General features: G+C 61.5%; 17 protein-coding genes. 6 read left to right on the forward strand and 11 right to left on the reverse strand.

Annotated features, from left to right (window positions below; genetic code table 11):
* Nucleotides 1-21 precede the first annotated feature (21 nt).
* Nucleotides 22-738 carry a PA5502 family lipoprotein gene (locus PSCI_RS08315; protein WP_045485161.1) on the forward strand — a complete coding sequence of 239 codons (717 nt, stop codon included), beginning with the start codon at nt 22-24 and terminating at the stop codon, nt 736-738.
* Nucleotides 739-901: 163 nt separating this feature from the next.
* Here PSCI_RS08315 and katE read toward each other — a convergent pair whose 3' ends face one another.
* Nucleotides 902-3,052, reverse strand: coding sequence for a catalase HPII (katE, locus tag PSCI_RS08320; RefSeq protein WP_045485164.1), 2,151 nt, complete (start codon nt 3,050-3,052; stop codon nt 902-904).
* Nucleotides 3,053-3,363: 311 nt separating this feature from the next.
* Between katE and PSCI_RS08325 the strand changes: the two genes are divergently transcribed.
* The 3 genes from PSCI_RS08325 to PSCI_RS08335 are packed head-to-tail and all read left to right on the forward strand — an operon-like array spanning nt 3,364 to nt 5,873.
* Nucleotides 3,364-4,371 (forward strand): methionine ABC transporter ATP-binding protein, encoded by a 1,008-nt coding sequence (locus tag PSCI_RS08325; RefSeq protein ID WP_045485167.1) that lies wholly within the window; start codon nt 3,364-3,366, stop codon nt 4,369-4,371.
* Nucleotides 4,371-5,045, forward strand: coding sequence for a methionine ABC transporter permease (locus tag PSCI_RS08330; RefSeq protein WP_045485170.1), 675 nt, complete (start codon nt 4,371-4,373; stop codon nt 5,043-5,045). The genes PSCI_RS08325 and PSCI_RS08330 overlap by 1 nt, the downstream gene beginning before the upstream one ends.
* Before the next feature lie 54 nt (nt 5,046-5,099).
* The gene (locus PSCI_RS08335) at nt 5,100-5,873 is read left to right on the forward strand and encodes a MetQ/NlpA family ABC transporter substrate-binding protein (RefSeq protein ID WP_045485173.1); all 774 of its coding nucleotides are present in this window, start codon (nt 5,100-5,102) and stop codon (nt 5,871-5,873) included.
* A 119-nt stretch (nt 5,874-5,992) separates the two neighbouring features.
* Here PSCI_RS08335 and PSCI_RS08340 read toward each other — a convergent pair whose 3' ends face one another.
* The 4 genes from PSCI_RS08340 to PSCI_RS08355 form a co-directional block, all read right to left on the reverse strand.
* Complete coding sequence (locus PSCI_RS08340; protein WP_045485176.1) at nt 5,993-6,622, reverse strand: SCO family protein; 630 nt, start codon at nt 6,620-6,622, stop codon at nt 5,993-5,995.
* 102 nt (nt 6,623-6,724) lie between these two features.
* The gene (locus tag PSCI_RS08345) at nt 6,725-7,702 is read right to left on the reverse strand and encodes a COX15/CtaA family protein (RefSeq protein WP_052483366.1); all 978 of its coding nucleotides are present in this window, start codon (nt 7,700-7,702) and stop codon (nt 6,725-6,727) included.
* A 12-nt stretch (nt 7,703-7,714) separates the two neighbouring features.
* Nucleotides 7,715-8,248: a hypothetical protein gene (locus PSCI_RS08350; RefSeq protein ID WP_045485178.1), complete on the reverse strand. Its 534-nt coding sequence runs from the start codon at nt 8,246-8,248 to the stop codon at nt 7,715-7,717.
* Nucleotides 8,245-8,955: an SURF1 family protein gene (locus PSCI_RS08355; RefSeq protein ID WP_045485181.1), complete on the reverse strand. Its 711-nt coding sequence runs from the start codon at nt 8,953-8,955 to the stop codon at nt 8,245-8,247. Before PSCI_RS08355 ends, PSCI_RS08350 begins: the two co-directional genes overlap by 4 nt.
* Before the next feature lie 68 nt (nt 8,956-9,023).
* On the opposite strand from PSCI_RS08355, the gene PSCI_RS08360 reads away from it, so the two are divergent.
* On the forward strand, nt 9,024-9,218 hold the full coding sequence (locus PSCI_RS08360) for a twin transmembrane helix small protein (protein ID WP_045485184.1): 195 nt from the start codon (nt 9,024-9,026) through the stop codon (nt 9,216-9,218).
* A 70-nt stretch (nt 9,219-9,288) separates the two neighbouring features.
* Here PSCI_RS08360 and PSCI_RS08365 read toward each other — a convergent pair whose 3' ends face one another.
* The 4 genes from PSCI_RS08365 to coxB form a co-directional block, all read right to left on the reverse strand.
* A complete protein-coding gene (locus PSCI_RS08365) occupies nt 9,289-10,176 on the reverse strand; it encodes a cytochrome c oxidase subunit 3 (protein ID WP_045485187.1) in 888 nt (295 codons plus the stop codon).
* Nucleotides 10,177-10,189: 13 nt separating this feature from the next.
* The gene (locus tag PSCI_RS08370; protein WP_173426681.1) at nt 10,190-10,747 is read right to left on the reverse strand and encodes a cytochrome c oxidase assembly protein; all 558 of its coding nucleotides are present in this window, start codon (nt 10,745-10,747) and stop codon (nt 10,190-10,192) included.
* Complete coding sequence (gene ctaD, locus PSCI_RS08375; RefSeq protein WP_231906574.1) at nt 10,744-12,267, reverse strand: cytochrome c oxidase subunit I; 1,524 nt, start codon at nt 12,265-12,267, stop codon at nt 10,744-10,746. The genes PSCI_RS08370 and ctaD overlap by 4 nt, the downstream gene beginning before the upstream one ends.
* 135 nt (nt 12,268-12,402) lie before the next feature.
* Complete coding sequence (coxB, locus tag PSCI_RS08380; protein ID WP_045485193.1) at nt 12,403-13,527, reverse strand: cytochrome c oxidase subunit II; 1,125 nt, start codon at nt 13,525-13,527, stop codon at nt 12,403-12,405.
* A gap of 455 nt (nt 13,528-13,982) precedes the next feature.
* On the opposite strand from coxB, the gene PSCI_RS08385 reads away from it, so the two are divergent.
* On the forward strand, nt 13,983-14,645 hold the full coding sequence (locus PSCI_RS08385; protein WP_045485196.1) for a hypothetical protein: 663 nt from the start codon (nt 13,983-13,985) through the stop codon (nt 14,643-14,645).
* Between the two features lie 4 nt (nt 14,646-14,649).
* Here PSCI_RS08385 and PSCI_RS08390 read toward each other — a convergent pair whose 3' ends face one another.
* Nucleotides 14,650-16,200: a SulP family inorganic anion transporter gene (locus PSCI_RS08390; RefSeq protein ID WP_045485198.1), complete on the reverse strand. Its 1,551-nt coding sequence runs from the start codon at nt 16,198-16,200 to the stop codon at nt 14,650-14,652.
* A 194-nt stretch (nt 16,201-16,394) separates the two neighbouring features.
* Nucleotides 16,395-17,117, reverse strand: coding sequence for a carbonic anhydrase (locus PSCI_RS08395; protein WP_045485199.1), 723 nt, complete (start codon nt 17,115-17,117; stop codon nt 16,395-16,397).
* Nucleotides 17,118-17,425: the final 308 nt, after the last annotated feature.

Raw genomic sequence — 17,425 nt, forward strand, 5'->3', positions numbered from 1 at the left:
CGCAAATAGAGAACCGCAGAAATGAAGCTGCCCGCCTCCCGCTATCTGCTGCTTGCCGCATTCGCCCTGTTGCTGGGGGCCTGCCAGAGCGCGCCGCCACCTCAACCTGCCGAGCCCGAAGCCCGGCCGGACGGCTTTGCGCTGCTTGAGCAGAGCATCAAAGGCAACGAACTGGCGACCGCCGAAGACCAGTTGGCCACGCTGCAGGGCGCTGACGCTGCCGACCCGCGCCTGGACCCGCTGCAACGCCAGTTGGCCGAGGCCTACCTGAGCCGCAGCCAGATCAGCCTGCAAAAAGGTGACGTCAATGGTGCTGCCACGGCACTGAGCCGTGCCCGCGCATTGATGCCCAAGGCGCCGGCATTGACCAGCGGCGTCAACGGCGCCATTGCCGAAGCGCGCAAGGCCGAACTGGACCAGGCCGAAGCTGAACTGAAGGCTGCCGAAGCCAGGCGCATCGCCAAGCTCATCGACCCGAGCGTGCCGCATACCCGTATCCAGCTCGAAACCACCGATATCGCGCAAATGCGCCGGCAGCTCGATGCCATTGCCGCCGATATAGTGAGCTTCAACTGTGACGTGTTGATTCAGGTGCCGCGGACCGACGACTACCCATGGCTGGCCGATCTGGTCAGCAAGCGGGTCAACAAGCTCAACCCGAGCTTTGAACTGGACCTGCGTCGCCAGATCGAACGCAAGCAACCGGCCCAGATTATCCTCAGCCCCGCCGGGCTCTGAGCCCAACGGGTCCCGTCGAACACTCCATACCCGCAGGACCATTGCCGATCAGTCAAGACCGACTTAGTCCTGCGGGAGGAGCCGGTCGGCTCCTCCCACGAATACCGAGCCAGAGCCACTTATCGCTTAACTGATCGGCATTAGCTCTACAGACAGGTCTCAATCAAGCCGGTACCGCCTTGGCTTTCGGCTCACGCGCCCAGACCCGGTGCTGGGCAATCGCGTCAAAGAACGCCTCGGTGGACGAGCTGTCCGACACTTCCAGCAACCCGGCATCTTCATCCAGCCGCAACTGGCTCAGCAGCGTCTTGGCCTCGCCAGCGACGGCAATGGCCTTGAGGTGCTTGTAGGCTTCGAGGATGAAGTGCAGGGCAACGCCGTCCGTGCTCAATGCCTTGACCGAGTCCGCACCGCCCGGCACGAACACCGCATCGAACGCCACTGACGGCAGACCTTCAGCCGAAGCGTCGACTTGCAGGGTCTTGCCATCGGCGGTAGTCACCGGCGCAGAGGTCGGCCCCAGCACCTTGGTATGCGCGCCGCGGGCGCTCAGCGCAGCCTTGAGCTTTTCGACATCCTTGCCATTGACGCCATCGGCCACCAGCACCGCAACCTTGCGCGAAGCGATATCACCTGACAGCAGGTTGACCTGGCTCAGCGCCGGGGACTCTTTGATGGCCTGCTGGTACTCCTGTGCAGTACGAGTCTTGGGGGCAGGCAAACCGAGGTTTTTCGCTACCCGAGCAGCCAGGGTCAGGTCGATATTGGCGAGAATTTCATTGAGCACCCGCTCCCGGATAAACACCCGCTCGACCTTGCCCAACTCAAAGCTGTAGGCCGCAATGATGTGTTCTTTCTCGTGCTCGCTCATGCTGTTGAAAAACAGCGTGGCCTGGGAGAAGTGGTCGCTGAACGACTCGCTGCGCTCACGCACCTTGTGCGCCTCGATGCGTTCCTGATAGCTCTCGAACCCGCCATTCTCTGGACCGGCCGGGGTCTCGCGTGGCCACTCACCGTCAATCGAGTTGGGCTGATAGGAGGCGCGGCCCTTGTCGAGGGTGGTGCGATGCTGGGCATCACGCTGGTTGTTGTGGTTCGGCGCAACCGGGCGGTTGATCGGGATCTCGTGGAAGTTCGGCCCGCCCAGGCGGCTGATCTGGGTATCGGTGTAGGAGAACAACCGGCCCTGCAGCAGCGGGTCATTGGAAAAGTCGATGCCCGGCACGATATGCCCAGGGCAGAAGGCGACCTGCTCGGTCTCGGCAAAGAAATTGTCCGGGTTACGGTCCAGCACCATCTTGCCCAGCGGCGTGACCGGCACCAACTCTTCGGGAATGATCTTGGTCGGGTCGAGCAGGTCGAAGTCGAAGTTGTGCTCGTCGTCTTCAGCCACGATCTGCACGCCCAACTCCCACTCCGGGTAGTCGCCCGCTTCAATCGACTCCCAGAGGTCACGGCGGTGGAAGTCGGTGTCTTTACCGGCCAGCTTCTGCGCTTCGTCCCAGACCAGCGAGCACACGCCGTACTTGGGCTTCCAGTGAAATTTGACGAAGCTGGCCTTGCCTTCGGTGTTGATCAGGCGAAAGGTGTGCACGCCAAAGCCCTGGATGGTGCGCAGGCTTTTCGGGATGGCCCGGTCGGACATCGCCCAGATCACCGCATGGCTGGTCTCCGGCACCAGAGAAACAAAGTCCCAGAACGTGTCATGGGCCGAGCCGCCGGTAGGAATCTCGTTATGCGGCTCGGGTTTGACCGCATGCACGAAGTCCGGAAACTTGATCGCATCCTGAATGAAAAACACCGGCACGTTGTTGCCGACCAGATCGAAGTTGCCTTCATCGGTATAGAACTTCACGGCAAAGCCGCGTACATCGCGCACCGTATCACCGGAACCGCGTGGCCCCTGTACGGTAGAGAAGCGCACGAACACCGGGGTCTTCTTGCCGGGATCGCGCAGAAAACCGGCCTTCGACAGCGTGGCGTGGTCATCGTAACTCTGGAAGTAACCGTGAGCAGCGGTGCCACGGGCGTGGACAATGCGCTCCGGGATACGCTCATGGTCAAAATGCGTGATCTTCTCGCGCATGATGAAATCTTCGAGCAGCGTCGGCCCGCGCTTGCCGGCCTTGAGGCTGTTCTGGTTGTCAGCGATCTTCACCCCCTGGTTGGTACGCAACGCCTGGCCGGTGGCATCCGAGCGAAAGGCCTCCAGCGCATCGAGTTTGGCATTGCTGTTGCCGCGGTCCAGGGTATCGGTGCCGGCCAGCTCGCTTTTAGCGGCCGGGGTGGCAGGCACGTCTGTCTTCTTAGCCATCAGGTACTACTCCTCGTCAGTTCCGGCCCTGCCGGGCCTGTTGAATGAACATCACGGTATTGAAGGAGTGACCGAGGCTATAAAGCGACGTTCAGAGAATTTCACCGGCAATATCCCCGCCGGTCGCGTTATAGCCATTGCGCAGCCTGGCCGACAAATAAATGCTAAGCAGCTCGGCATAGACAGGCTAAAATGCGCGCCCGGCTTATCCAGCCCGGCTCGCCAGGCCAGTGTGCGCCCTGCCACTGCGCTGACTTTCAACGCGCTCCCACAAGGTTCGCCATAAAGGTTCGCCCCAAAAGGTTCGGTTAGTGATCGAGTTTCTTGACGTCCAGAAAACCTACCGCGTCGCCGGCAAGGACATCCCCGCCCTGCACCCCACCAGCCTGCGCATCGAAGCAGGCCAGGTCTACGGCCTGATCGGCCATTCCGGTGCAGGCAAAAGCACCTTGCTGCGCCTGATCAATCGCCTGGAAAATCCCACCGGCGGCCGTATTCTGGTCGACGGTGAAGACGTGACTGCACTGGACACCCACGATCTGCGGCGCTTTCGCCAGCAGGTCGGGATGATCTTCCAGCACTTCAACCTGCTGTCGTCCAAGACCGTGGCCGACAACGTCGGCATGCCGCTGAGCCTGGCCGGCACTATGTCCCGCGAGCAGATCGACCAGCGCGTTGCCGAGCTGCTGGAGCGGGTCGGCCTGAGCGCCCATGCGCAGAAATACCCGTCGCAGTTATCCGGTGGCCAGAAGCAGCGCGTTGGTATCGCCCGCGCCCTGGCAACCCGGCCCAAAATCCTGCTGTGTGACGAAGCCACCAGTGCCCTCGACCCACAGACCACCGCTCAGGTTCTGCAACTGCTGGCCGAGATCAATCGCGAGCTGAAACTGACCATCGTGCTGATCACCCACGAGATGGATGTGATCCGCCGGGTCTGTGACCAGGTCGCGGTGATGGACGCCGGGGTGATTGTCGAGCAGGGCAGGGTCGCCGACGTGTTCCTGCACCCGCAACATCCGACCACCCGGCGCTTCGTCCAGGAAGACGAGCAACTCGACGAGAACGAGCAGCGCGAAGACTTCGCCCATGTCCAGGGCCGCATCGTGCGCCTGACGTTTCAGGGTGAAGCCACCTACGCGCCACTGCTGGGCACCGTCGCCCGCGAAACCGGGGTCGACTACAGCATCCTGGCCGGGCGTATCGACCGCATCAAGGATATCCCTTACGGCCAGTTGACCCTGGCCATCACCGGCGGCGACGTGGACGCCGCCTTCGCCCGCTTCAGCGCCGCTGATGTCCATATGGAGGTCCTGCGCTGATGGACGCTTTCCTTGAACTGTTTTCCAACGTCGACTGGTACGAGATCTGGGTCGCCAGCGGCGATACCCTGATCATGCTCGGCGTGTCCCTGGCCTTTACTGTGCTGTTCGGCCTGCCGCTGGGCGTGCTGATGTTTCTCACCTCGCCGCGCCAGTTGCTGGAGAACAAGCCGCTGTACGCCACGGTCGGGCTGATCGTGAACATGCTGCGCGCCTTGCCGTTCATCATCCTGCTGATCGTGATGATGCCGCTGACCCAGATCATCACCGGCACCTCGCTGGGGATCCTCGGCACCCTGCCGCCGCTGATCGCCGGGGCCACACCGTTCTTTGCCCGGCTGGTGGAAACCGCGCTGCGCGAGGTCGACAAAGGCATCATCGAAGCCACCCAGGCGATGGGCGCCACCACCCGCCAGATCATCCTCAACGCGCTGCTGCCCGAGGCCCGTCCCGGCATCATCGCGGCGATCACCGTCACCGCCATTGCCTTGGTGTCGTTCACCGCCATGGCCGGTGCAGTGGGCGCCGGCGGCCTCGGCGACCTGGCGATCCGCTATGGTTACCAGCGCTTCCAGAATGATGTGATGTTTGTCACGGTGGTCTTGCTGCTGGTGCTGGTGCAGATCCTGCAAACCGTCGGCGACAGGCTGGTCGCGTTTTTTTCACACCGTTAATTGCATCCGTTGGCTGTGGCCCGCCGGACGCGGGCCGTTAAAAGGAGTTGTTGCATGAAAAAACTAGTCGTCGCATTCGCCGCCATGACCGCACTGTCGGCCCAGGCTGCCGAAACCCTGAGCATCGCCGCCACGGCCGTTCCGCAAGCCGAGTTGCTGGAGTTCGTCAAACCGACGCTGGCCAAAGAAGGCGTGGACCTGAAGATCAAGGTGTTCACCGACTATATCCAGCCGAACGTGCAAGTCGCCGAGAAGCGTCTGGACGCCAACTTCTTCCAGCACCAGCCGTATCTGGATGAGTTCAACAAGGGCAAGGGCACCAACCTGGTCAGCGTAGCCAAGATCCACGTTGAGCCGTTCGGTGCCTACTCCGAGAAGTTCAAGAAGCTTGAAGACCTGCCCAACGGCGCCACGGTAGCCCTGCCGAACGATGCCACCAACGAAGGTCGTGCCTTCCTGCTGCTGGCCAAGGCCGGTCTGATCACCCTGAAAGACCCGAGCAGCATCCTGGCGACTCCGAAAGACGTGGCCACTAACCCGAAAAACCTGAAGTTCCGTGAGCTGGAAGCAGCAACCCTGCCTCGCGTGCTGACCCAGGTCGATCTGGCGCTGATCAACACCAACTACGCGCTGGGCGCCAAACTGGACCCGACCAAGGATGCGCTGGTGATCGAAGGCGCTGAATCGCCTTACGCCAACCTGCTGGTGGCACGTCCGGACAACAAGGACTCCCAGGCACTGCAGAAGCTGGCCGCTGCCCTGACCAGCCCTGAAGTGAAGGCATTCATCGCCGAGAAGTACAAAGGCGCTGTGGTTCCAGCGTTCTGATAAACGCCTCATACCCCGGTAGGAGCTGCTTTAGCAGCGAAAGCTTCGCCGCTAAAGCGGCTCCTACGATGTCGGTGTTTGCTGCACGACAGCACGGTGCCAAAGCGGCGGGCTATCTCCTACGGTTTGAGCAGCACCGGCAGTTGCTCACTCAGCTTCTTGACATTCAGCGGGGCACGGATAAAGCCGCGCTGGCGGCCATCCGGGCCGAGCAGGGCGAGGTTGCCGCTGTGGTCGACGGTGTAGCCCGGTTTACTGGTGTCAGCCGGGATGAACGGAATACTCATGGCGCTGGACAGGGTCTTGAGGTCCGCCACCGAGGCGCGCAGGCCGATAAAGCTCTTGTCGAAATACTCCAGGTACTGCCTGAGTTGCTCAGGGGTATCACGCTCGGGGTCGACACTGACCAACACTACGCGCAGGCGGCCAGCCTGCTCTTCGGTCAAGCCGGCCTTGATCTGGCGCAGTTGCGCCAGCGTGGCGGGGCAGATATCCGGGCAATAGGTGTAGCCAAAAAACACCAGGGTCCACTTGTCTTTAAGCTGGTCGATCGACACCGGCTCGCCGTGCTGGTCAGTCATTTTCAGCGCCGGCACCGGGCGGCTTTGCGGCAACATGATGATCCCGGCGTCAACCAGTGCCGCCTGATCGGCACCCCCATGACCGGACAGCACGCGCTGTACGATCAGGCCGAGAATCACGGCCACGATGGCAACAGAGATGAAGACGGTTTTCTGGGTTCGGGTCATGGTCGATGGTCCATTGATTGCACTGTCCGGCCTGCCCGAAGCATGCACAGCAGGACGAAAACGCCAAGCCTAGACCCATGCGCCGCTCAGGCACAACCTTCATCAGTCACCAGCGGCCTGCCACAGACGGTAGTTGACCAGCGTCAGCCACAGCATCAGTAATGCGCCGCCGGCGCTGTGGGCCAGGGCCAGCCACACCGGAAATTGCAGCAGCACATTGCCCATACCGAGTCCCAGTTGCGCCAGCAACAGCAGCAGCAACACCGCCCCCAGCCCGCTCAACCCCGCCCGCACAAGCCGCCAGGCCAGGCCCAGCACTACCAGGCCAAGCAACAGCGCGCCCAATCGATGAGCGAGATGAATCGCAGTACGAGCCTCACCGTCCAGCATACCGCCCAGATAGTTCGGCCCCACTGGCAGGCTGAGGTCAAAGCCTGCGGCAAAGTCGTTTGGCGGCCACCATTGGCCCTGACAGGTCGGCAGGTCGGGGCAGACGTGGGCGGCATAATGAGTGCTGACCCAGCCGCCAAGACCTATCTGCAGCACCGCCAGCATCAGCGCCAACAGTGCCAGGCCGCGCAGTAAAACGCTGCTCCGGATAACCGGCGCAGCGACGCCGCTCAACCGCAGGGTCAGCACCAACAGCAGGCCCAGAATCGCCACGGCGCCGAGCAAATGCAGGGTCACCACTGGCGGCCACAGCCTGAGGGTGACGGTCCACATACCCAGCAACGCCTGGGCAATCACCAGCCCCAGCAATAGCAGCGGCAAACGCAAGCCTTGCCCACGCGCCCACGCCTGGAGCATCAGCAGGCCGATGCTCAGGCCGAGCAGGGCGGCGCCGTAGCGATGGATCATTTCGTACCAGCCTTTATCGGCCTCCAGTACGGCCTGAGGGAAACGGCTTTGCGCCAGTGCCTGCTGCAGCGCCCCGGACGGCACCGTGGCAAATCCATAACAACCCGGCCAGTCCGGGCAGCCAAGCCCGGCATGAGTCAAGCGGGTCCAGGCGCCCAGCAACAACACCAGCAGGGCCAGTAACGTCGCAAACAGCGCCAGGTGAAATCCGCGGTCAGCCATGACAGCCTCCAGTCAGCCGATATTCGACAGTTTCAGCAGGTGCCGCAGGTCGCGCAGAACATCCTGGCCACGCACCCCGGCGTCGTAGCGCAGCACCAGATTGCCGTGGGGGTCGACAATCCAGAGGCGAGGCCGCCCGTCAGACGGAGCCAGCGCGCGATACCGCTGTAGGTTCAAGGGCAAAAGACGTAGCTGCGGGTAATCCTCAAACCCCTCTGCGGGTCCGGCGCCCATGGCCAGCGCATGGCTGGCGCGTCCGGCCTCGCGGCCCAGCCCGGTATGGATCTGCCGGGCCAGGTAAACCAGTTGCCGACAATCCTCTGCACATGCGCCAGGAGTGGTGACCAGCAGTTGCCAGCGCGTCTCAGAGGCCTGCACGCCCAGATCGGCACGCAACTGGCCAGTGCCGAGCAATTGCCCGTGGTAGGTACGACTGTCCGGCAGCCAGAACTGCCAACGATACATGCCAGCGGCAAGCAGCATCGGCAGCAGGAAGCCAGCCAGCAGCAACAGCAACTGCCAGCGTCCCGACTGACGGGCGTTCATGATCGCCTCCGGGCGGCAACCGTGCAGCACAGGTACAGGTACAAACCGACCAGCGCAGCGGCCAGGCTGAACCACTGCACGGCATAGCCGCGGTGGCTGGCCGGCGCCTGATTGACCACAGGCCAGTCGGCCCGATACGCCGCCATGCCCGGCAGCAGGCGCAGCTCATGGGGGTAGCCGGCGCGGCCCAGTTCATTCCATAGCCGCTGCCCGTCGACCTGCGTCACCAGCCGTGGCCAGTCTGCGTTCAGCGCATCGGCCTGCAATTGAAAGCCCCGCCCCAGCGGCACATAGACCCAGGCCTGCAGACTCAGTGGCATTGGCGGGGTGCTGTAGGCCGGTGCGATGCGTCGATCCGGCCAGGGCAGCCAGCCACGATTGAGCAATACCCACAGGCCACTGCCCTCGTCCAGAAATGGCTGAAGCAACTCCACGCCGGCCCGGCCATCGCGACTGCTGTTGTCCAGCAACAGGCTGTGCCCGGCATCGAACCGACCGTGCAGCGCTACCCGGCGCCAGGCGGGGTCGGTTGCCTGCATCACCGCCTGCAACGGCGCGGGTGGCATGCCTTGGTGGCGTTGGTGAGCCGCCAGCAAGCCAGTCTTTTGCTCGGCACGCTGCAGTTGCCAAAGCCCCAGGCCAATCAGCAACGGCAGCAGCAGCATCAACGCCAGGGTGGGCAGTGGCTGCGCAACGAAGCGCCTCATCCGCTACCCCCATGGAGCCGCGGACCGGCTCCTATACTCCATTGCATGTGATTGCTCCTGGAGTGGTGATGCTCAAAGTTGCGATTGTCGTGTCACTGGCCGCGATGCTGGTCAGCCTGTTCAGCGGCCTGGTGTTTCTGACCCGCGACCAACAACCCTCGACCCGCCTGCTCAGCGCCCTGACCCTGCGGGTAATACTCGCGGTACTGAGCGTGGCGCTGATCACCTGGGGCTTTTATAGCGGCCAGATCGGCACCGGCTAACGACTGACCGTGCAGGAACAGCAGGCGGCGCTCGGCGTTGGCCGCCAAGGCTTCGCCGCTAAAGCTGCTCCTACAGGACGTAGACGAAGACAAACAGACCGATCCACACCACATCCACAAAATGCCAGTACCAACTGGCCGCCTCGAAGCCGAACTGGCGCTGGCTGTCGAAGTGCCCGCGCACAATGCGCAGCAGCATCACCAGCAGAATCAGGGTGCCAATGGTCACGTGGGCACCATGAAAGCCGGTAAGCAGAAAGAACGTCGCGCCGTAGATACCCGAGCCTAGGGTCAGGCCCAGCTCATGGTAGGCATGCAGGTACTCCAGCGCCTGGAACAACAGAAAAGCGCCGCCCAGCATCAGGGTTGCCGCCAGCCAGAGCTTCAGAGGCCGCCGGGCATCGCGTTTAAGGGCGTGATGCGCCAGGGTCAGGGTCACGCTGGAACTGACCAGCAGCACGGTATTGAGCAGCGGCAATTGCCACGGGTTAATGACCCCCGCAGGCGCCGGGTAGCGTTTCGGGTCGGGGGTGTCGAGCATCGGCCACTGGTAATGGAAATTGGGCCAGAGCATGTTGGAAATGCCATTGGTCCCTTCGCCCCCCAGCCATGGGCCGGACCAGTAGCGGATATAAAACAGCATGCCGAAGAAGGCGGCGAAGAACATCACCTCGGAAAAGATGAACCAGCCCATACCCCAGCGAAACGACCGGTCCAGCTGAGCGCTATACAGGCCGGCGCGGCTTTCGCGCACGACCGCGCCGAACCAGCCGTACATCATCCAGCCGATCAGCAGTGCGCCAACCAGCAAGATCCACGGCCCAGGGCTGTCGGGCTGGCCGGCCTTGTGGTCGTTGATCCAGCTACCCAGGCCGTACATGCTGATCAGCAGCGCCAGCGTGGCAATGATCGGCCACTTGCTCTGGGGCGGGACGTAGTAATGCTGTGGGTCGCTCATCAGTGTCTCCCGTTCAGCCGCCATCCTTGCCGACATGCGCCACCGGCGGCTGGCGGGCGGTGATGTCGAACAGCGTGTAGGCCAGGGTCAACTGCTGCACCTCGCCGGGCAGGTCACGGTCGATGATGAAGCGCACCGGCATTTCGATGCGCTCACCCGGCTGCAACACCTGCTGGGTAAAACAAAAGCACTCGGTCTTGTGAAACCAGGCCGCCGCCCGCCCCGGTGCCACGCTGGGCACTGCCTGGGCGGTCATGGGCCTGCTGTCGGGGTTGCTGGCGACGAAGATCATTTCGTTGACCGCGCCCGGATGAACGCGCAACTCACTGGCTTTGGGATAAAACGCCCAGTTCATCCCCGCCGCATTGCTGGAAACGAACAGCACCCGTACCAGACGCTGGTCATCGACCACTTGCTCGCCACGATACGGGCCGCCGGTCTTGCCATTGAGGCCGAAGGCCTGGCACATCAATTCGTAAAACGGCACCAGGGCAAAACCAAAGCCGAACATGACCACCACCAGCACCAGCAGGCGGCGCACCAGACGACGCGAAGAGCGGACAGTGTTCACTTGATCACCGGCGGGCTGCTGAAGGTGTGATAGGGCGCCGGGGACGGCACGCTCCATTCCAGGCCTTCTGCACCATCCCAGGGTTTGGCCGGGGCAGGGGCGCCGCCACGGATGGTCTTGATGACGATGAACAGAAACAGCAACTGGGTCACCCCGAAGGTAAAGGCCCCTATCGAAGAGATCATGTTGAAGTTGGCAAATTGCAGGTTGTAGTCCGGCACCCGGCGCGGCATACCGGCCAGGCCGACGAAATGCATGGGGAAGAACGCCAGGTTCATGCCCACGAAAGACATCCAGAAATGCAGCTTGCCCAGGGTTTCGTCGTACATATGCCCGGTCCACTTGGGCAGCCAGTAATAAGCCGAGGCAAAGATGCCAAAAATCGCCCCCGGCACCAGCACGTAATGAAAGTGCGCGACCACGAAATAGGTGTCCTGATACTGAAAATCCGCCGGGGCGATAGCCAGCATCAGGCCTGAAAAGCCGCCGATGGTGAACAGAATCACAAAGGCCACGGCAAACAGCATGGGCGTCTCGAAAGTCAGTGAGCCCTGCCACATGGTGCTGACCCAATTGAACACCTTCACCCCGGTTGGCACGGCTATCAGCATGGTGGCGTACATGAAGAACAATTCCCCCATCAGCGGCATCCCCACAACAAACATGTGATGCGCCCAGACCAGAAACGACAGCAGCGCGATTGAGGCTGTGGCGTAGACCATGGAGGTATAGCCGAACAACGGCTTGCGCGAAAACGCCGGGATGATCGAGCTGATCGCGCCGAAGGCCGGCAGGATCATGATGTACACCTCCGGATGACCGAAAAACCAGAACACATGCTGGAACAGCACCGGGTCGCCACCGCCAGCGGCATCGAAGAAGCTGGTGCCGAAGTGAATGTCCAGCAGCATCATGGTCACGCAACCGGCCAGCACCGGCATGACGGCGATCAGCAGAAAGGCCGTGATCAGCCAGGTCCAGACGAACAGCGGCATCTTCATCAGGGTCATGCCCGGCGCGCGCAGGTTGAGGATGGTGGCGATGACGTTGATCGCGCCCATGATCGAACTGATGCCCATCAGGTGGATGGCAAAAATGAAGAACGTCACGCTGGGCGGCGCGTAGGTGGTCGACAGCGGCGCGTAGAAGGTCCAGCCGAAATTGGGACCGCCACCGGGGCTGAACAGGGTCGAGACCAACAGCAGAAACGCAGCCGGCAACAGCCAGAAGCTGAAGTTGTTGAGCCGTGGCAAGGCCATGTCCGGCGCACCGATCATCAGCGGGATCATCCAGTTGGCCAGCCCGACAAAAGCCGGCATCACTGCGCCAAAGACCATCACCAGACCGTGCATGGTGGTCATCTGGTTGAAAAACTCCGGCTGGACGATCTGCAGGCCCGGCTGGAACAGCTCGGCGCGGATGACCATGGCAAAGGTGCCACCAAGCAGGAACATGCTGAAACTGAACCACAGGTACAGGGTGCCGATGTCCTTGTGGTTGGTGGTCAGCAGCCAGCGCATCAAGCCCTTGGCCGGGCCGTGGCTGTAGCCGTCAAGTACAGTGCTCAAAGCTTCTCTCCTGTAGGAGCAGCTTTAGCTGCGAAGCGTTCGCCGCTAAAGCGGATCGCCGCCCGGCGGCTCCTACGGTGCGTGGCATCATTGGCTGGCCTGCTTGAAGGCCAGCACCTCTTTAGGGGTCAGCATGTCGCCCTGGGCATTGCCCCAGGCATTGCGCTCGTACGTCACTACTGCGGCAATATCCACTTCCGACAGTTGCTTGCCGAACGCGGCCATGGCGGTGCCCGGTTTGCCGTTGAAGACAATATTCAGGTGCTCAGCCATCGGCCCAGTGGCAATTTTCGAGCCCTTGAGGGCCGGGAACGCCGGCGGCAATCCCTGGCCCTCAGCCTGATGACAGGCTACGCAGACCTTGTGATAGACCTCATCGCCTTTCTGGATCAGCTCCTCACGGGTCCACTGTTTGTCGGTCAGCGCCTTGACCCGCAGGCTTTCCTGCTTGCGCTCGGCAAGCCAACTCTGGAACTCGGCCTGGGGCCGGGCGTCGACCACCACGGGCATGAAGCCGTGGTCCTTGCCGCACAGCTCGGTGCATTGGCCGCGATAGATGCCGGGCTTGTCGATGCGCGTCCAGGCTTCGTGAATGAAGCCGGGAATGGCATCACGCTTGACGGCAAAGGCCGGCACCCACCAGGAGTGAATGACATCGGCGCCGGTAACCAGAAAGCGCACCTTCTGCCCCACCGGCAAGACCAGCGGCTGATCGACTTCCAGCAGGTAATGCGGGTTCTTGGCGTCGCGGTTGTTGATCTGCTCAGCGGAGGTGTTCAGGTTGCTGAAGAACTCGACGTCCTGGCCCAGGTATTTGTAATGCCACTTCCACTGATAACCGGTGATCTGGATATCGACCTGCGACTCGCTGGCGTCATACATGTCGATCAGCGTGCGGGTCGCCGGAATCGCCATCACCACCAGAATCAGCAGCGGCACTACGGTCCAGAGGACCTCGACCCGGGTGTTCTCATGAAAGTCTGCGGCCTGGCGGCCACGTGAGCGGCGATAGGCGAACACACTCCAGCCGATGGCGCCGAATACCACGACGCCGATCACCACGCAGATCCAGAAGATGGTCATGTGCAGCTGGTAGACCGCCTGGCTGACGCCCGTGACACCGGGCGCCATATTGGTGGTCCATGCCGCAAAAACCTGACCGCTGGTCGCCCACCACAAAAGGGCCATCCACATCCGGGGATGACACGTCATTGGGGTTTCCCTCATGGCACATACAACTGCGCAGACAGATACCTGCGGCCGGGGAGCGGCTAGCGGACTACGGACTCGGGTCGCTCAGGGCTTGTAAACCAAGCGTTACAGCCGCTTTATGCAGCCGTCGGCAAAGCACCTGGGACCATCAACCTGCTTCCTGAACAGCAGTATAGACACGCCGTTGCAGCCACGATGCGGGTGGTCAGAAAGGTCTGGATGACTGGCCGGTCTTTTTTTTGACCGTTCAGCCATATAAAAAACCATTTCTTATGCGAAAACGATCTTGGATCCCAATTTAATCGCGCTAATGTATGTCATCCCTGACGCGTAGGAAAATTCGTCAAACTTCGTTCAATCCAGCATTTGCAGGCAGCGAAGATCAATGCGGAAACGTTTTTTCTTTACTCGTTTTATAAACAGTAAATTAGTGTCCCAGGCCTTCAGGAGAATGAATGAACACTGCTGCATTGCGTGAGCAGATTAAGCGTGCCCAACAACACGAAGCCGATACAGGCCATCTGCTGCATCAACTTGAACAACAACTGCCGAGCCTTCACCCCGCCATCGCTCTGGACAAGGGCGATGCCCACACGGTATTGAAAAATTTCATCTCGGCGTACATAGAACATGTGCCGGACTTGCTGGATGCCGCCCACAGCGTGGCGCAGGAAGCCGGAATAGAAGAGCAGATCAAACCGGTGTTGCGTATTGCATCGCAGTTCTTTACCAGCCCGCCGGCCATCATGAACGGCCATGAAGGCCTGGACAGCCTGCTGGACGAGGCCTACCTGGCGCACCGGCTGGTCGAGGAAGTCAACGATCTGTATATCCGCTACCTGGGCCGACCGTTGATCCCGTCCGACTCGACAGTGGCCAATGTCATCGCCCACCAACTGATTGGCGAGAACTTCGCCAACCAGCTGGATGAAGCGGTGCACCATGCGGTGCGTGAAATGCTTAATGAGGAAAGCTTTGCCCAGAAGTCGGTACAGGCCTATCGCGAGCGGCTCGCCAGTCCGGGCACCGAAGCGGCCTGGCAACGCTGGCCGTGCCTGTCACTGCAACTGGGCGTTGTCCTGGAGCTGGAAGGCTTGCAGACCAACGCCCTGCACTGATCAGTCAGGCGGTACTGGCACCGACCCCTGTATTGGTGCGCACTCGCCCTTCCAGGCGACGCTTCAAACCACGCGGCTCGATGATCAACCGCGTCCCTTGGGCAGCATTGGCCCGGCCCCACTCTTCGAGCAGCTCCAGGCAGGAGTGATCGATGTAGTTCAGATTTCCCAGCGGCACATGGACCGTGCTGCCCTGCGGGATACTTCCCAACACTTGAGTCAGCGCAGGCACCTTGAGAAAGGTTGCCGCACCCACCAGACGCAACTCCAGTTCCTGCTCGCCATCGAGCGGCACCAGGCTGATTTTCAGACGCGCGGCCTTGAAGGCCAGTTTGACCAGGGTCAGGGCGAAACCGACCAGCACACCGGTCAACAGGTCAGTGAAGATAATGGCCGCAGCCGTGGCTGCATAGGTGAACATCGGCATCCGCCCATAACGACCCAGACCACGGAACGCCTTCATGTCTACCAGCTTCAGGCCGGTATATACCAACACGCCTGCCAGGCTCGCCACCGGAATGCTCTGCAGCACACTCGACAACAGCAAGACAAACGCCAGCAGCCAAAGGCCATGGAAGATCGTCGACATCCGGGTGGTGGCACCGGCCTGCACGTTGGCCGAACTGCGCACGATCACTCCGGTCATCGGCAAGGCTCCGACCAGGCCGCAGAGCATATTGCCCACCCCCTGAGCGCTGAGCTCCTTGTCGAAGTCCGAACGCACACCGTTATGCATGCGGTCCACCGCCGCAGCGGACAGCAGGGTTTCGGCACTGGCAATAAAGGCGACGGCAAAGGCGGCAATCAGCACTGACGGGTTAGCCAGATTGACCAGGTCTTCGACCCGCAGCCAGTCGATGGCTTCAGTCAGATCCGCTGGCACTTGAACCCGCTTGACCTCAAGCGCCAGGTACAGGCTGACCGCCGTGGCAATACCGACCCCGAGCAGCGCGCCGGGTACGAAGCGCAGCGATTGCGGACGCAGTTTTTCCCAGCCGTACATCACCGCAATGGTGCCCAGCCCGAGCAGGCCGGCCTGCATGCCGCTGCCAGGACCAATGGCCTGCATCAGGGTGGTCGGGAAGCCGATCAGGTTATCCAGCCCGGAAGGCTTGGGCCCGCTGTCGAACATCACGTGAATCTGCGATAGCACGATCAACACACCAATACCGGCCAGCATGCCGTACACCACTGCCGGTGCCGTGACGCGGAACCAGCAACCGAGCTTGAAGCGCCCGGCCAGTAGTTGCAGCAGACCGGCCAGCAGCAGGATCGGACCGAGCATGGCCATGCCATGCGTGCGCACCAGCTCGAACACCAGCACCGCAAGCCCGGCCGCCGGGCCACTGACCTGCAGCGGTGAGCCGGCCAGAAAGCCGACCACCAGACCACCGATGATACCGGTGATCAGGCCTTTGGCCGGGGGCATGCCCGAGGCGATGGCAATACCCATGCACAGCGGCAAGGCAACGAGAAACACCACCACGGAAGCCAATAGCTCCCGTGGCAAGACAGACTGGATCGATGAAGTACCTTTAGCGGCTGTGGCATCCATGACAACTCTCCGATTTTCTACAGACGTGATTGTTCCACCGCGACCGATTCATTCAGACACGGCAATGCCTGACGGCGCGTTCACAACGCAGCCGCCACCATGGGCAGGAAAGGTAAGTCCGCCGCGCCGTGGCGCGGTGGCAAGTCAGGCCTTGAGCGGTCGGCCGTCAGACGACGGCCAATCGCAAGCCTCTCTTAGAAGCGCGCCTTGGGCGTCGCTGTCGGCACCGGAGCTTCGCCGTCAAGCGGGCGGAAGCGGTCCAGCACAGAGTCATAGGCGAGAATTTCGCTGGTTTCGATGCTGTACACCCAGCCGTGAATCGACAACTGACCACTGGCCAGTTTGGACGCAACCGAAGGGTGGGTACGCAGGTGCTGCAACTGGGCGATGACGTTTTCCTGGGTCAGCACGCCCATGCTCTCGTGCTCGGCGCCGCACGAGCAGTTGTCTTCAACCACCGTGCGGGCCACCTCGGCATGACGCAGCCAGGCTTTGACCGTCGGCATCTTGTCGAGCGTGTGCGGGTTGAGTACTGCACGCATGGCGCCGCAGTCGGAGTGACCACAGATGATGATGTGTTGTACGCCCAGGGCCATGACCGCGTATTCGATGGCAGTCGATACGCCACCGTTCATCTGACCGTAGGGCGGCACCACGTTGCCGACGTTACGGGTCACGAACAGGTCGCCTGGCGAGCTCTGGGTAATCAGTTCAGGCACGATGCGCGAGTCGGCGCAGGTAATGAACATGGCGCGTGGCCGTTGGGCATTGGCCAGTTTCTTGAACAACTCTTCCTGCTGGGGGAAGACCTCATGACGAAATTGCACGAAGCCATCCACGATGTGTTGCAAGGCCTGTTCGGCAGTTTCCACATCCGGTTGGGAAGGGGCCGACGGTTGTTTGTCCTTGTCACTCATGTCTCATCCTCTCTGGCGGATTGAAGGACATCTCTAAAAACTACCTGCTGGCTGGGCGCCTACGGCGCTACGCGCGCCATCGCTGCGTTGCCTGCCTCGCCTACGTTTTTAGAGGCACCCTGAAGTGGATTTCATGCTTCATTCGGATAGCGCAGTAGTCCCCCGGCTCGATTCATGCGCGCAGCTCCGTTGCACGCTGCCAAAGGGACACTCCGGGCTGCAGACTAACCATCAAAGCTTAAATGAAACTTAAAGCAACATTAATGAAACACAATTTGTCAATAGCCTTGTGCCATCCTTTTATTGAC

The sequence above is a fragment of the Pseudomonas sp. StFLB209 genome, from assembly GCF_000829415.1.
Lineage (GTDB): Bacteria > Pseudomonadota > Gammaproteobacteria > Pseudomonadales > Pseudomonadaceae > Aquipseudomonas.